Below are 15,079 nucleotides of genomic sequence, written 5' to 3' on the forward strand. Positions count from 1 at the left end.
TTACGGGCGATCGCTACAGGCAGCGGTCCATCTGCGTCGTCGATGTGCTCAGCCCCAGGTCTGGCGCTCGATCCCTGACAGCAGAAGATCGAGGCCCGCAACGAATTCCGACTTGTCGTCGAAGTTCTGGAACTCTTCGAGCACTGAATGGACGAACGGAAACTGCTCAGGGCTGAAGCTCGACCAGTGGTCAACCTGCTCGGCGAACTCTGCTTCGGCGTCGACCGCTGCCTCCCGGTTGATGGCTCCCTGTGAGACTTCTGCCCCCATTCCGGATGCGTAATTCACGACCGCCAGAGAGGCATGGAACTGTGTGGTGACGTTGAGTTCCATCTTCTGCAGCGCCTGACCGATCCGCTCCCAATATGTCAGCGAGTTCTGCTCATCGGGTCCGGCTTTGATGAGTTGCCCTGCCAGCCAGCGGTGCTCAATCATCTGGATGAAGAGACACAGCACCAGGCGCCGGATCTGCACAAGCCCCTCACCAGTTGAGTCGCTGGTGCGTGTGTCTGGTTCGGGATCTGGGAAGTCGGCAAAGGTAGACGGACGGGTCATCCCTGACTCCTCGAGGGCCGAGGCCTCCTCGAGAGCGCGCCCCAGCAGCTCGTCGGCGACTATCGCCATGAGCTCATCTTTGCCCGAGGCATACCAGTACAGGCTCGCCACCCCGCTCTGCAGCTCGGCTGCCAGCCCCCTCAGTGTGACCTTCTCCGCTCCAACTGTGTCGAGGGTCGAAATCGCTGCGTCGATGATTGTCTCGAGCGAGAGAGAGGCGCGGGAACGGGGCTTTCCCCGTCCGCCGCGACGACGTGGGGTGGTGTCACCTGGACCGCCCGTGCCGCCTGGGTCACCCGTGTCACCTGGGCTCTGATCTTCTCCGCTGTCAGAACTTTCTGTTTCTGTGTCGAGATCTCGGACCGAACGTCGTGATGCACCTGAATCCATGTCTCTGAATCTACCCACCCATTTGCATTCAACCAAACACCGTTCTATTCTCGAACATAGTTCGATGAATCGAACGGCGTTCCATCATCGAGCGTCGTTCGATCCTGATGTTATTTTCGCACCGGCTATCCAGCCGACTATCACCCACACGCGAAAGGACGCATATGTCCTCCTCCTCTGTTACCTCCTCAATCGCCGAGACTCGAGCACCCAAACCGCAGAGTCTCCGTGCTGCCTGGCCCGCTCTTCTCGCCCTGTGCCTGACCATGCTCGTAGAGATGGTCGATAACTCGATTCTCAATGTCGCTCTGCCGACGATCGGGCGAGACCTCAATGCTTCTCCATCTGACCTGCAGTGGATCGTCGGTGCCTATTCGCTGACGTTCGGCGGACTGCTCATGGTCGGCGGGACAATGGGTGACAAGCTTGGTCGCCGCCGGACCCTCCTCTTCGGTCTCGCGCTCTTCGGCCTTGCCGGACTGTCGGTGCTGCTCGTCTCCACGCCCGCTCAGCTCATCGCGGTGCGGGCAGTGTCAGGAATCTTCGCAGCATTCATCGCCCCATTGACCATGTCGCTGGTATTTCGACTCTTCGACCGCGACGATCTGCGGACGAGGGCAATCGGCCTCATCGTGGTCGTCTCAATGATCGGCTTCGCGCTCGGTCCGACAATTGCCGGACTCGCGATCGCGAACTGGCCCTGGCAAGTACTCCTAGTGGTCAACGCACCGGTCGCGCTCATCGCCTGGCTCGGCGTGCGGTTCGGCATCGCCAAGGATGACCCTGCTGACCGGCGCGCAGGTGATGCCGACGTCCCCGGCGGCATACTTTCTGTGGCCTCGCTGGGCTTTCTCCTCTACGGCTTCACCGCTGGGGTTGAAAACGGCTGGGGCGCACCGCTGACGATCATCATCTTCGCAGCCGGAGTGCTGTCCCTCATCGGCTTCATCTGGCGAGAGAAGTCGGCCAAGGACCCGATGCTCGATCTCAAACTGCTCGCACTGCCGACCGTGAGTGGTTCAGCGATCCTCCAGACCGCGACAATGATCGCCATGGTGGGCGTCATGTTCGTCTCGACTCAGCTCTACCAGTTCGCCTGGGGATGGTCGGCGTTCCAGGCGGGGTTGGCGAACCTGCCATTCGTGGCAGGCATGCTGCTTGCCGGCCCGTTCGTTGATCGCGCGATGGCGCGCTTCGGTCACCGCAAGACCTCGATCGGCGGTATCGCACTCGTCCTCATCAGCCTCGTCGTCTGGATCTTCGCTCTCACGCACGGATTCATCTGGTGCGCGATCGGGATGCTCATCATGACCATGGGGATGCGGACGATCATGACGACCGGTGCCGTCGCTCTCCTCGGTGCGCTTCCTGAGACGCACACGTCGATCGGATCGGCGCTCAATGACACAGCTCAGGAGCTCGGCAACGCCGTGGGCGTCGCGATCGTCGGCACGATCATGGCCACGGTTCTCGGCAGCACACTGCCGCAGGGTGCCTGGGATTCGGCAATGGTTGCGGGCTTCGTGCACTCACAGCAGATTTCGTTCACGGTCCTTGCCGGCATCGTGCTGGTGATGTCGATCTTCGGTATTCGCACCCTGACCGACTCGAAAGAGGTCGAGGAGCACTGAACAGGTGCCCCGGTTCTGAAGGCGAGTCGACTCCGGAGAGTCGGCTCAGTCGATGAGTCGCAGCCCCCGGAAACGGTTGAGCGCTGCCGCGATCTCCTGTGCACGGGGGCGGGCGACATGCCCCGGATGATCGCGATTGCCGGTCAGACCGTCGACTCCCTGCGCATCAAGCATGTCCTCGACCTCGGCCAGAGCCTCAGTCAGTGAGGTCCGGTCGTCGAAGATCTCGGCCATATACTCAAGCGCCTCGGCGATGCCCGTCGTCTGCTGCGGGTCGACGAGCTGGGACACCGCGGTCAGTTCGATGAAGGCCTTGCCGAACTGAACCTGACCGAGCCCTTTCGCCTTCGCCGACTTCGTCTTCGAGCTGGGACGCAGTGCCTTCGCCGTGGGGACTCGAGGCTGCGGAGTGGTGAACACTTCTCCTGTGTCATCGGCTGATTTCATACCCACGAGTTCGTGCGCCTTCTCGGTGACTTCCTGGGGCACGTAGGCGTCGAGGGCGATGACATGGTCGGCGACCTCGAAGAATGCGCTCGATCCACCGGCGACCAGCACGGTGGAGACGCCTCGGTGGGTGAACAGTGGACGGATGCGGTCGACGAAAGGGGTGATGGGTTCGCGGTCGGCGGGGATGAGTGCGCGCATTCGGTCGTCGCGGATCATGAAGTTCGTCGCCGAGGTGTCCTCGTCGATGAGCAGTGAACGTGCACCGACTTCCACAGCTTCGACGAGGTTGGCTGCCTGTGAGGTGGACCCGCTCGCGTTCGTCGTGGTGAAGGCTCTCGTGTCAGTGCCGGATGGCAGATTGTTGATGAAGGGCGAGATGTCGTCGCCGGTCACGGCGCGACCGTCCTCGGCCCGGATGGAGGTGGCACTGGGTTCCGTGATGACCCATTCCCGGCCGTCGCCTGCAATATGCGGGTAGACGCCGCGCTCGAGAGCGCGCAGAATCGTCGACTTGCCGTGATAGCCGCCGCCGACGATGACTGTGACACCACGAGGGATCGCCATGCCTGTGAGACTGCGTCCGTTCGAGAGTGTGACGGTGTGCTCGAGTGAACTCGGGCTGGCGAAGGCCACAGCGTTCGACTCCATCGGCAGATCCGAATCCCCGGATTGCCTCGGCAGGATCGCACCGTTGCCGACGAACGCGAGAAGACCTGCCTCGCCGAGGTGGTTCTGCAGTTCCAGCTGATCCCTGTGGAGCTGGACATGTTCGCGCAGATTTTCACCGGCCTGGCTGCCGTTGACCTGACCGGGCCGACCGCTGTTTGCCTTATCGACCTGGGGCAGATTGGCATGGACGAACATGGCCTCAGCGAGTTCAGGGAGATCGCGAGTGAGGATGTCCGCGGCCTGGTGGCCCAAGATACGTCTGCCGCGAGCCGGAAGATTGACGAGCAGACGTGCCTCGAAGCCTTCGTCATCGATGACGACATTGGTGCGCTCAAGCACCTCTTGTCCCGGGCGTCCGAGGATGATCGAGCGCCGACCGTTGCGGTGCAGGAACGAATCGCCGACGCGGAAGAGGAAGTCGGCGGCCGCGATGCGATCTGCGCGTTCGCTGGTGATGTCAGTGGGGAACCCCGCCTCGGCGCGGTCGATCCTGACCCGGACCTTCGACGGGGAGGCGAAAGGGTCGACCTGGACCCGGTCGATGAACACGGTGACCGGCCCGAACTCGTAGCTGCCACGGATCTGCTTGTAGATTCCGTAGCTGCGACCATCGAGGCTGTGCAGGGTGGAGGCGAGATTCGATCGTTGGGAGTTCATCCGTGGAATGCTACTTGATCGAGGTCAACAGAGGCCAAGGCTGTGGGATCAGTCGCGGGTGCGTCCCAGATAGAATTCCGCGGCGTTGTCCCAGCACGCGGCGGTGAGTTCCTCCGGTGACAGAGTGTCACGGATGATCTCGAAATCTGAGTTCTCGAACGCTCGAGGAGCTCTGGTCGACGGCAGGTCCGTACCTACCATGAGCGCTGAGGGGTCGACGTCGACGATGGCTCGCATCGTGGCGGCGGGATCGAGTTCGACACGGCCGAAACCTGTCGCCTTCACCTTGACTCCTCGTTCGACCAGGCGCAGAAGGGCCGGCAGTCCGTCGCGGTGCATGCCGAAATGATCGATGCTCACCGCGGGCAGTCCGGCGATGCGCTCACCCAGATCCTCGTCGATGCTGCGGGCATCGATGTAAAGCTCCGAGTGCCACCCGGCGAGGTCATGGACGCGACGAGCCATATGTTCCATGTCGTCCAAGATTGCGGAGCCTCCTCGGGCGACGTTGAAGCGCAGTGCTTTTATACCGTCGCGGTCGAGTTCGAGGATGCGTTCGTCGCATGTGTCGGTGGGAAGCTGGGTCACGCCGACGAAGTCGGGACCAAGAATGCTCAGAGCATCGACAAGGTAGCACTGGTCGAACCCTTGGAATGACCCGGCGACCACTGCTCCGCCGGCAATACCCAGGCCGCTGATGCGCATGAGATAGTCCTCGACCGTGAAGGGGTCCGGCAGGTAGCCGTTGTTCTCGACGAGAGGATGTTTCGGATCGATGATGTGCAGGTGCGCGTCGAAGACCGGAGTCGGAGAATTCATGGCTCTAATTTACCCTCGTTTCCAGCAAGTCATGTTTCATCTCAAAGGGTGGCCACGTGGGCCCGGAGGGGCACGCTTCAACTGCTGTTCGCCAGCGTCCTGTAACCGGGCGGCGCTGATCCTGTAGCCGCGCGGCGCTGTGTCGGTAGCGGAACGGCGTCGAGCTGACCGCCTAGAAGGAAGCAGACTGGACGCAGCCAGCAGCTGGGCGTCGGTGGCTTCCGGCGGCTGCGTCAGATTGCGGAACAGTACACAAGTTGCAACCCGTGTACTGTTCCGCAACTTGGTTACATGACGAGTGCTGGTGCCAACACGATGGACCAAGCCGAGTAGGGCCAAACCGTTGGAACAGTTCCAGCGCTCACCCCTGCAGGAACGCCTTCGCCGCCGCTCCCAGCGCCACCACATCATCGATGGCGACCATTTCGCGAGCCGAGTGCATCGAATACAGTGCCGGGCCCACATCGACGGTGGTCATACCCAGGCGGGCCGCGGTCAGGGGGCCGATCGTCGACCCGCAGGGCATCGCGTTGTTCGACACGAAGTTCTGGTACTCCACACCGGCCGCCGCGCATGCCTGCGACCAGGCGGCCGTGCCCACAGCGTCAGTGGCATAGCGCTGCTGAGCATTGAGTTTCAGCAGCGGACCGCCGCCGAGGTGGGGGCGAACATGGGGATCATGACGCTCCGGATAGTTCGGGTGGGCGGCATGACCTGCGTCGGAGGATACGCAGATCGACGAAGCCAGCGACGCCAAATAGTCACTGCGCGTTGATTCCGGGAACAAGGAAGCGATGATGCGTTCGGTGACGTCGGCGAGGAAAGGCCCACATGCACCGGAGCGTGAGTTCGACCCGATCTCCTCGTGGTCGAATCCGGCGAAGAGCGCGACGGAATCCAGCGCCGCCGCATCGACTTCCACTAAGGCGCTGATACCGGCGTGGACAGACAACAGGTTATCCAACCTCGGTGCGGCAAAGAATTCTTCCCGGGCACCGAAGAGCCCGGGGGACTGAACCGGGATCGTGTAGACGTCGTGTCCCACGACCTGCTCAGGATCGACCTCGGCGGAGGCGGCGAGGATCTCGATGACATCGGCTTCAGCCAGATCCGCGAGGCCGATGATCGGAGTGGTGTGACGTTGCTTGTCCAGCGTCAGACCATCATTGACCTGGCGATCGAGGTGGATGGCCAGTTGCGGGATCCGTGCGATGGGCGGAGTCTGTGCGAGGACGACGGAACCGTCGGCGAGGCTGAGCTGCCCGGCCAGCGCCAGTTCCCGATCGAGCCACGAATTGAGCAGTGGTCCGCCGTAGATTTCGACGCCGATCTGACGAGTTCCTTCGGCAGTGAATTCCTCGCCCGGTTTGAGCTTGAAGGCTGGGGAATCCGTGTGAGAACCGAACACGCGAAAACCTGGAATCGTAGCCGACGACCCACCCGAATCAGCACCGGAGACATCAGCTTTGCTCGCTGGAGTTCGCCATGCAATGATTGCGCCGTCGCGGATGACGTAATAGCCCTGGCCGGGCTCGAGTTCCCAAATCTTGCGCTCTTTGAGTCGGCGGAAACCAGTGGACTCCAATCGTGCGGCCGCCGTCGCGGTGGCATGATAGGAGCTGGGAGAAGAACTGATGAAGTCCGTCAGATCGGCTGCGACCTGGGTTTTCGTACGTGGTGTCACGGGCGATGTGCTCATTTCCACAGCCTATCGTTTGCGGTAGCTTTGGCTACAAGGGCATTGGTCTTCGAGTCCGCGTCGAGACGACGGAGGGTAAGAATCCAGTGCCACAGGAGCCATCGGCCGCTCGGGCTTCATCGCCCATCGCCCGAGTACCAGCGCCGAGGAGCAACGCAATGCAATGCAAGGAGTGTGCGACGTGAACCAGTTCGTGACCGAATGGAACACATGGCGGGATTCTAGGAACTCGGCACTGGCGACTCCCTTCGGCTGGCTTAGCGTGTCCGGCCTGCATTGGCTCGACGAGACCACGACCTGGCCGGACGCACCCGGCACCTTCACCGTCGACGATGGCTGGGTCAGCGTGGCACTGGAACCTGGGACCAAGGCCGGTCCTGCTGCCGCGACCTTCGACCTCATGAGTAAGTCCGCCGAGGCGGGCCCGAGCACCAACGACGCGTCCCCTTCCAGCTCGGCATCGGTACCGAGCGACACCACGATTCTGCCGAAGATCCCAGAGATCTCAGGACCTGAAGTGCGGGTCGAGGAGAATGGATTCAGCGCGAAGCTGCCCACCGGAGGATCCCTTCAGTGGTTCACTGTCGGCAATGTGCTCTACGAACTCATCGACCGGGCAGGTCGCATCGGAATCCGCGTCCGGGATTCCAAGTCGCCGCTGCTGGGCAAATTCTTCGAAGTTCCGGTCTTCGATCCGGACCCCAGCTTCGTGTTCTTAGCGAAGTTCACTCCCTTTGAGACGCCTGAAGTGCACAAGATCAACACAGCGCAGGATGGCCTCAACGTTGAGACCCCGGCCGTGGGAGTAGTTTCCTTCACGAGCGAAGCCGGCGAGGTGAAGCTTCTGGCCACAGGCAACCCCGCCAGCGGGCTGCAGCTGGACTTCCACGACTCCACGAATGGCGTGACCACCCCGGCGTGGAGAACCCTCGACTTGGGCGTCCCGAATCATGACGGTTCACTCGTCGTCGACTTCAACCGAGCCGTGAACTACCCGTTCGCGTTCACCGCCTTCGCCACCTGCCCCGCACCGATTGAGGGCAATGTCGTTCCCTTCGAAGTCACCGCGGGAGAGCGCACCCCGCCGTTCTACTTCTCGGAAGCCGGCATCAATGTGCCGTTCCTCTTCTACGTGTGGTGGGACGAAGAAAGCGCGAAGGTGACCCGGCCGTGGTACGCCCGCTTCGGACTCGATATCACAATGCACAACCCGAACCACGACGACATCGCACAATCGCTGGTCGGCTTCGACGGCGTCGCCATGTCCGGAGGCGACGTCACCCCACTGACGCGCAAGGCGAGGTCACGGATGGTCAAGGTCGCGACCGAAGCCCTGACCTCTCGGATCCCCGTCATCGGCATCGGCGCCTACGCCGAATTCGTCATCCGAGCACAGCGTGAACTGCACGAATCCCAGGGATACGTCGACAACATCGAGGAAGAGTACGCGGGCACCGAAGGCAAACTGCTCATCGTGATGAACAACGAGTTAGCGCCGAAGAATGTCGGATTCGACGTCGTGCATACCGATGTCAGCGGACTTCTCTACGTCGAGATGCCCTACGACATCCCGCTGGAATCGGACTTCCATGAGCTCGACGAGTTTGAGGCCGCGATGTACGCAGATGCCCCGATCAAGAGCTGGGAAGAGTTCGACTATCGCATGGTCTGCCTCATCCGCCAGCACCGCTGAGCAACCCCGCTGTGGAGTGGTCCACTAAAGGTTGCCCAGCGCCCGGAGGGTTGCCGGGAGGAAGCCTGCCTAAACAGCGCCTACCAGATGGTGACGCGCTCTTCAGGAGCTAGGTACATGCCGTCGGTTTCACCCACGCCGTAGGTGTCGTGGAAGGCGGTCATGTTCTTCACGACCTGATTGCAGCGGAACTCCTCCGGTGCGTGCGGGTCGATGCTCAGCCGTCGCACGCGCTCTTCGGTGCGCATCTTCGCCCGCCAGGCCTTCGCCCAGGCTTCGAAGAACGTTGCAGCCTCGTCGGACGTCGGCTCACGTTCCAGCTCCAGCTCAAGAGCCTTCCAGCCGATGGACAGTCCGCCCAGGTCACCGATGTTCTCACCCACGGTCAGCGCACCGTTGACGTGCTGTGATGAATCCAGACCTGCCGGTACCAGCGCCTCGTACTGAGCAATGAGGGCATTGGTGCGCTCCTCGAAGCGCTCCCGGTCCTCGGCCGTCCACCAATCGACGAGGTTGCCGTCGCCGTCATAGCGTGAACCCTGGTCATCGAATCCGTGGCCGATCTCGTGGCCGATGACCGCGCCGATGGCACCGAAGTTCGCTGCCACATCACCGGAGGCATCGAAGAACGGGGGCTGCAGGATCGCGGCTGGGAAGACGATCTCGTTCATCACCGGGTGGTAGTAGGCGTTGACGGTCTGCGGCGTCATCAGCCATTCGGTGCGGTCGATCTCCTTGCCGATGCGCTTGATCTGGCGCGCATGCTCGGCGCGGGCGCAGCGGCGGACGTTGCCCACCAGGTCAGAGGAGTCGATCGCGGCCGGATACTCGCGCCACACCTCGGGGTAACCGACCTTCGGTGTGAACTTCGAGAGCTTGACCAGGGCCTTCTTCTTCGTCTCTTCGCTCATCCAGTCGAGCTCGTTGATCGATTTGTCGTAGGCCCTGATGAGCATCGCCACGAGGTGGTCGATCGCCGCTTTGGCCTCCGGCGGGAACTCGGCCGCGACGTAGAGTTTGCCCACAGCCTCGCCGAGGAGACCCTGCACCAGTCCGACACCGCGCTTCCAGCGTTCCCGCAGGGCCGGGGTGCCCGAGAGGGTGCGGGCGTTGAAGTCGAAGTTCTCCTCGACGATCTCATCGGTCAGCAGTGCGGCGTTGGCGGAGAGGACGGAGAAGCGCAACCAGGTCTTGATCGTCTCGATGTCGGTCTGGTCCCACACCTCGGCCATGCCGGTGACGAAGGAGGGCTGGCCGATGACCACGTAGCTCAGTTCCTCATCGACGTCGGCGGCCAGTGCCGCGAACCAGGAGTCGAAGTCGAAGCCGGGACCCAGTTCGCGCAGTTCGTCGAGGCTGACCTTGTTGTAGGTCTTCTCTGCGTCACGGCAGGCGACCCGGTCCCAGTGGTGGCGGGCCAGGGAGGTTTCGAACGCCATCACCTTGGCGGCCACCTCGGCGTCGGAGACGTTGCTCTTGGCACCGATCCCACCGAGGGCGGACATCTTCTTCACATGATCGACGAACTTCACACGCACCTCGGCGTGGTCGTCGTTGAAGTAGTAGTCCTCGTCGGGCAGGGAGATGCCTCCCTGGTGGAGGTAGAGGGCGTAGATGTCGGAGTCCTTCGCATCGGCGGTGACGCCGCCGTCGAGGACCCCGCCGATGCCTTCCACTTCGAGGCGACCCAGCAGATTTGCCAGTTCGGACTTGTCCTCAGCGGCGTCGATGGCGGCGAAGGAGGAGCGAAGAGGGGTCACGCCCAGCGAGTTGATCTGGTCGAGGTCCATGAACGAGGAGTACACGTCGGCGACCTTCTGGCCTTCGCTGCCCGGCTCCTGCGGGGCGTCGGAGACGGCGGTTATGATGTCGCGGACCTTGGTCTCAGCTGTGTCGAAGAGTTCGCGCATGGCGCCGTCGCCGGCACGGTCGTCGGGGATGGTGAACGAGTCGATCCACTCGCCGTTGATGTGGCGGAACAGATCGTCCTGAGGGCGCGCCGAAGCGGTCGGTGTTTCAGAAGTCATGGTGCAACAGTATCGTGATCAGTAGGCAGAACGGTCAGAAGTTACCGGTGCGGATGCGCCGGTGTCTCGCAGCCGTTGCGGGTATCGGATCGATCAGGAGAATCGTATGAAGATGGCATCCGTGGTGTTCGTGTGTACGGGCAATATCTGTCGTTCGGTCACGGCCGAACGTGTGCTCCAGCATCATCTGGAACTCAACGACGCCGAGGCGGTTGTTGATTCCGCCGGCATCAGTGATGAGGAAGCCGGCAACCCCATCGACCCCACCCAGGCGCGGGTGCTGCGCACGGCCGGGTACCGTACCGAGGATCATGTCGCCCGGCAGATCACGCCCGACTGGTTGGCCGAACGTGACGTGGCCATCGCGATGACCCGCAGACATTACCGTGCCCTGCAGAACCTCATCGGAGACCTCCCCGCCGAGGCGCGCCCACGGCTGCATATGCTGCGCGAATTCGATCCGCGAGTGTCTCAGGAGGAGGCCGTTGATGCCCCGGCGCCGGACGTTGAGGACCCGTGGGCAGGGGAATTGAAGAAATTCGAAGAAACTCTTGAGACAATTGAAGTGTCCGTGCCGGGAATCACAGACTATCTACACTCTTTGGCCGAGCAGACTCGGTGATACTGAAGGTAATTGTTGAAGGAGAAAACTGACATGACTCGAACCACGTGGCCCGCCCTCAGGCTCGGCTTCGCTGCCCTGCTGGTGGCTGCCTTGAGTGTCTTTGCTTTTGCCCCGGCCAGTGCTCACGACCAGCTCGTGTCTTCGAATCCCGAAGATGGATCGACGGTCGACCAGCAGCCGGAATGGATTGAGATGACCTTCTCCGGTGAAGTCCAGGAGGTCGGCTCCGAGGTCAAGGTCGTCATCGACGGCAAGAACGTCTCTGCTGGTGAGCTCGCTGTCGACGGCAAGAAGCTCACCGTCGCACTGCCCGACAACCTCAAGCCCGGCGACTACAAAGTCACCTGGCGCGTGGTGTCGCAGGACGGTCACCCGATCTCCGGTGACTTCGACTTCACCATCTCTGACGCCGAGGGCGCCGGCGGTGCGGTCGAAGAATCTTCACAGGCCGGACTCGGCGGCGGCGTCGTCGACGAGCCGGGCAAGGACACCGAAGAGCGCGGCGAGATCGGCGAATCGACCGGAAGCGATTCCGGTATGTCGACACCGATGATCGTGTTGCTGGGTGTCGGCGGTCTGGCCATCATCATCATCGTCATCCTCCTCATGCGCCGCAAGGCACAGGGCCTGCCCGGCACCACCAAGAGTGATGACTCGGGAGACGGTCCGAAGGACGAGTGAGCTGCAGGCTTTCGCAGAAGAACCCCTCTCGAGCAACGCGGCGTCGGAAAATGTCGTCCTCGGCGACGTGAAAAACCGACTGAGCGTTGATCGACCGAGAGGCGATCGGCCAGGGCAGAGTATTCCGAGCTGAGCATGGTCCCGGAAGTGAACGCTTCCGGGACCATTCTTTGCCTGCCAACGATGCGGGTTTCGCCTGGACACAGGTGCTCCAGCGGTGAGGGCGACTCTTGCCTCAGCGTTGAGCGCCCGCCCCGCGCACCCGGTCGGCGAGCAAGCCGATCAGCACCGCGACACATCCGATCGCTGAAATCGCGAGGGCCAGGAAGATGCCGTTCGCGCTCGGATGGCCATCAGCACCCAAGTGCGCAGCAAGCACCGCGCCGGAGATCGCACTGCCGAAGGAACCGCCGACGGTACGCAGCACCTGATTGAAGCTGACCGCACTACCCAATTCCTCTGTCGCGACGGTGCGGGCGATGAGCGCCGGCATCGCTGCATAGGTGGTGCCGACACCCATGCCGACGACGAACATCCCGACAAGGATCTCCCAGAGTTGGGTATGGGCGAAGAGCAGCAGAAGTGATGACGCGGTGACCAGTGTCGCGCCCAGCGGCAGTAGGGTGGTCATTCGAATCCGCTTCGTCAGATGTCGCACGAGGCGGTTGGCGAGGAAGCTTCCGACCGAGAACGGCAGCATCACGAACCCGGCCCAGAACACCGGTAGGGCGACACCGTATCCGGTCTCGCTCGGCGCCTGTGCGATGATGCTGCCGATCGACAGCACCATGTACATCACCGTGCCGAGTGTGATGGCCGTGAGGTTTGCGACGAGAGCATCCGGGCTGCGGAGGACCCGAAGATTGATCAGCGGATACTTCACCCTCAGTTCTAGCAGGACCCAGATCGTGAGCAGGATGATCGCGACCGCGAAGCAGCTCAGGGTCGGCAGGGTGGCCCAGCCCCAGATCTCTCCTTCGCTGACCCCGAGCAGCAGCGCCGCGAGCCCGAAGGCGAGCACTGTCGCACCTGGTACGTCGAAGCGGACTCGCGGCGCCTGCGTGTCCGGTCCCGATGGGACGGCGACGATCACCACGACCATGGCTGTGGCAACGAAGAGCGCAGCGAACCAGAACGCGAACTGATAGTCGAGGGATCCCGCGATGAGTCCCGTCAGGGGGTACCCGATGCCCATTCCCGTCGACACGGTCACCGACAGGCTGGCGATGCCGCGCGTGCTCTTCTCCGCAGGCAGATAGCGCCGTGCCAGTGCGATCGTCATGGGCACGATGCCGTAGCTGAGTCCTTGCAGCGCACGCCCGATCAGGAAGACGGCGAAGTTGGTCGCTAAAGCGGCGATCACCGAACCCACGAGGATGATTGTGAGAGCGCCGAGGAGGAGTCTCTTCTTGTGTGGGCCATCGCTGAGGCGGCCCATCACCGGGGTGACGATTGCGCCGACGAGCAGATTGATCGTGAGCATCCACTGGGCGGCGCTGATCGCGACGTGGAATTCGGAGGAGATCGTCGGGACGAGCAGCATGCCCAGCGAGCTGACGATCGCCGTCGACAATGCCGCATAGATGAGTGCGGGGAGCAGCCGTCCGCCTGGTTCGGGCTCACTCATCCGCAGCCTCCCGCATGAGTTTGCGCAGCACGGGCACGGCAGCTGACAGCGTCGCGCGTTCGGAGTCATCGAGATGTTCGACAAGAGCATCGGCGAGCCACCGGGTGCCGGCCGCATGTTCGCGTTCGAGTGCGATGCGCCCCGTCTCGGTGATCTGGACGCGGACCTTGCGTCGGTCGACCTCGTCGCGTGAGCGTGCGACATACGACAGATCTTCCAATTCGCGCAGAGCCACGGCGACTGCCTGCGGTGTGATCCTCTCTGTCGCTGAGAGTTCGGATGCGGTGGCAGGTCCCCGCTCATTCAGGTGAGTGAGGATGCCGGACTTCCCGCGCGAGGTCGTCCGTTCCGAGTAGAAGCGGCGGATGAGTGGGCGGAGCGCACTGCGGAACTCGGCGGCAAGGTTCGGATCGGGCATTGCCCCATTGTACAAATAAATTGATCAATCTACTTGTCTATTGTGGCCTCGCGTGTGAGATGGAATAGAACCATGTCGAGCGGCTGTTGTCCCAGGAAGCTGATCTTTGAACTTTCTCGACGCTCGACCGAAGGACCGCATCGCTTTGTCCGTTCCACTGAATATTCTCGACCTCGTCCCGATCCGTGACGGATCCTCCGCCCGCGAGGCCATCGACACCTCGATGCGTGCCGCACGCCTGGCCGATGAGCTCGGCTACTCCCGTCTCTGGTTCGCCGAGCACCACAACACCATGGGACTGGCCGCCAGTGCGACGGCCTTGCTCATCTCTCAGGCAGCCTCGGTGACCGAGAAGATCCGTGTGGGTTCAGGCGGAGTGATGCTGCCCAACCATGCTCCGCTCATGGTCGCCGAGCAGTACGGAACACTGGCCAACATCCACGGCGATCGCATCGATCTGGGGCTTGGCCGCGCGCCCGGCACCGACGGGATGACGGCACAGGCACTGAGCCGCTCCTCGGCCGAACCGCAGGACTTCGCACAGAACATCTATGACATGCAGGGGTGGTTCGGCGCCGAAGGCAAGGCGCACACGGCACCGATCGAGTCCGCGGTCTCCGTCGGCACGGAGGTGCCCATCTGGGTGCTCGGCTCGACGATGAATGGCGCGTCGATCGCCGGTCAGCTGGGTCTGCCGTTCTCCCTGGCTTCGCATTTCGCACCGAATCAGATCGATGAGGCTATCCGTGTCTATAGGGATTCCTTCACCACCGAGGCCCCAACCGCACAGATCGACGAACCCTATGTCATGGCCGGCATCAATGTGCTGGTCGCCGAGACGGACGAGGAGGCAGAGCGCGAGTTCACCACGGTGAAGCAGATGTTCACCGACATCGCTCTTGGCCGTCGACGCCACCTCCAGCCGCCGGTCGATCCCAGTGAGCTGCCCCGAGGCGGTGAGAGCCCGATGCTGGCGATCAGCGCCGTCGGCTCACCAGAGACGGCCACCCGTCAGATGTCGGAATTCGTCGAGCGCACCGGTGCCGATGAGCTCATCACCGTCACCTACGCCTACGACCCTGCAGTGGCGGAGCGTTCGCTCAAGCTGCTCGCCGACGCCTGGTTCTGATCGAGAGGT

At 62.5% G+C, this 15,079-nt stretch carries 12 protein-coding genes; 5 read left to right on the plus strand and 7 right to left on the minus strand.

Annotated elements, in window-relative coordinates:
- Window positions 1-48 precede the first annotated feature (48 nt).
- Window positions 49-945: a TetR/AcrR family transcriptional regulator gene (locus INT40_RS13350; RefSeq protein WP_193096242.1), complete on the minus strand. Its 897-nt coding sequence runs from the start codon at window positions 943-945 to the stop codon at window positions 49-51.
- Window positions 946-1,109: 164 nt separating this feature from the next.
- Here INT40_RS13350 and INT40_RS13355 point away from each other — a divergent pair, with 164 nt between their 5' ends.
- Window positions 1,110-2,576, plus strand: a complete 1,467-nt coding sequence (locus INT40_RS13355) for an MFS transporter (protein ID WP_193096243.1) — start codon at window positions 1,110-1,112, stop codon at window positions 2,574-2,576.
- A gap of 45 nt (window positions 2,577-2,621) precedes the next feature.
- Here the strand turns inward: INT40_RS13355 and INT40_RS13360 are convergent, their stop codons facing one another.
- The 3 genes from INT40_RS13360 to INT40_RS13370 all read right to left on the minus strand — a co-directional run bounded on the left by INT40_RS13360 (window position 2,622) and on the right by INT40_RS13370 (window position 6,870).
- A complete protein-coding gene (locus INT40_RS13360; RefSeq protein ID WP_193096244.1) occupies window positions 2,622-4,352 on the minus strand; it encodes an ABC-ATPase domain-containing protein in 1,731 nt (576 codons plus the stop codon).
- 48 nt (window positions 4,353-4,400) lie between these two features.
- On the minus strand, window positions 4,401-5,171 hold the full coding sequence (locus tag INT40_RS13365) for an amidohydrolase family protein (protein ID WP_193096245.1): 771 nt from the start codon (window positions 5,169-5,171) through the stop codon (window positions 4,401-4,403).
- Window positions 5,172-5,532: 361 nt separating this feature from the next.
- Complete coding sequence (locus INT40_RS13370) at window positions 5,533-6,870, minus strand: M18 family aminopeptidase (RefSeq protein WP_193096246.1); 1,338 nt, start codon at window positions 6,868-6,870, stop codon at window positions 5,533-5,535.
- Between the two features lie 181 nt (window positions 6,871-7,051).
- Here INT40_RS13370 and INT40_RS13375 point away from each other — a divergent pair, with 181 nt between their 5' ends.
- Window positions 7,052-8,563, plus strand: a complete 1,512-nt coding sequence (locus tag INT40_RS13375) for a DUF1684 domain-containing protein (protein WP_257930193.1) — start codon at window positions 7,052-7,054, stop codon at window positions 8,561-8,563.
- Between the two features lie 80 nt (window positions 8,564-8,643).
- Here INT40_RS13375 and INT40_RS13380 read toward each other — a convergent pair whose 3' ends face one another.
- Window positions 8,644-10,590 (minus strand): M13 family metallopeptidase, encoded by a 1,947-nt coding sequence (locus INT40_RS13380; RefSeq protein WP_101573264.1) that lies wholly within the window; start codon window positions 10,588-10,590, stop codon window positions 8,644-8,646.
- Window positions 10,591-10,696: 106 nt separating this feature from the next.
- On the opposite strand from INT40_RS13380, the gene INT40_RS13385 reads away from it, so the two are divergent.
- Both INT40_RS13385 and INT40_RS13390 read left to right on the plus strand, forming a co-directional pair.
- Window positions 10,697-11,212, plus strand: coding sequence for a low molecular weight protein-tyrosine-phosphatase (locus tag INT40_RS13385; RefSeq protein ID WP_101573266.1), 516 nt, complete (start codon window positions 10,697-10,699; stop codon window positions 11,210-11,212).
- A 33-nt stretch (window positions 11,213-11,245) separates the two neighbouring features.
- Complete coding sequence (locus INT40_RS13390; RefSeq protein WP_101573268.1) at window positions 11,246-11,896, plus strand: copper resistance protein CopC; 651 nt, start codon at window positions 11,246-11,248, stop codon at window positions 11,894-11,896.
- 235 nt (window positions 11,897-12,131) lie between these two features.
- Here INT40_RS13390 and INT40_RS13395 read toward each other — a convergent pair whose 3' ends face one another.
- Together INT40_RS13395 and INT40_RS13400 are read right to left on the minus strand one after the other, a co-directional pair.
- Complete coding sequence (locus INT40_RS13395) at window positions 12,132-13,523, minus strand: MFS transporter (RefSeq protein WP_101573270.1); 1,392 nt, start codon at window positions 13,521-13,523, stop codon at window positions 12,132-12,134.
- Window positions 13,516-13,941, minus strand: a complete 426-nt coding sequence (locus INT40_RS13400; protein WP_101573272.1) for a MarR family winged helix-turn-helix transcriptional regulator — start codon at window positions 13,939-13,941, stop codon at window positions 13,516-13,518. Before INT40_RS13400 ends, INT40_RS13395 begins: the two co-directional genes overlap by 8 nt.
- Before the next feature lie 145 nt (window positions 13,942-14,086).
- Between INT40_RS13400 and INT40_RS13405 the strand changes: the two genes are divergently transcribed.
- Complete coding sequence (locus INT40_RS13405) at window positions 14,087-15,070, plus strand: LLM class flavin-dependent oxidoreductase (protein WP_101573345.1); 984 nt, start codon at window positions 14,087-14,089, stop codon at window positions 15,068-15,070.
- The last annotated feature ends 9 nt before the right edge of the window (window positions 15,071-15,079 follow it).

It is taken from the genome of Brevibacterium sp. FME17, from assembly GCF_014897515.1.
Classification (GTDB): domain Bacteria; phylum Actinomycetota; class Actinomycetes; order Actinomycetales; family Brevibacteriaceae; genus Brevibacterium.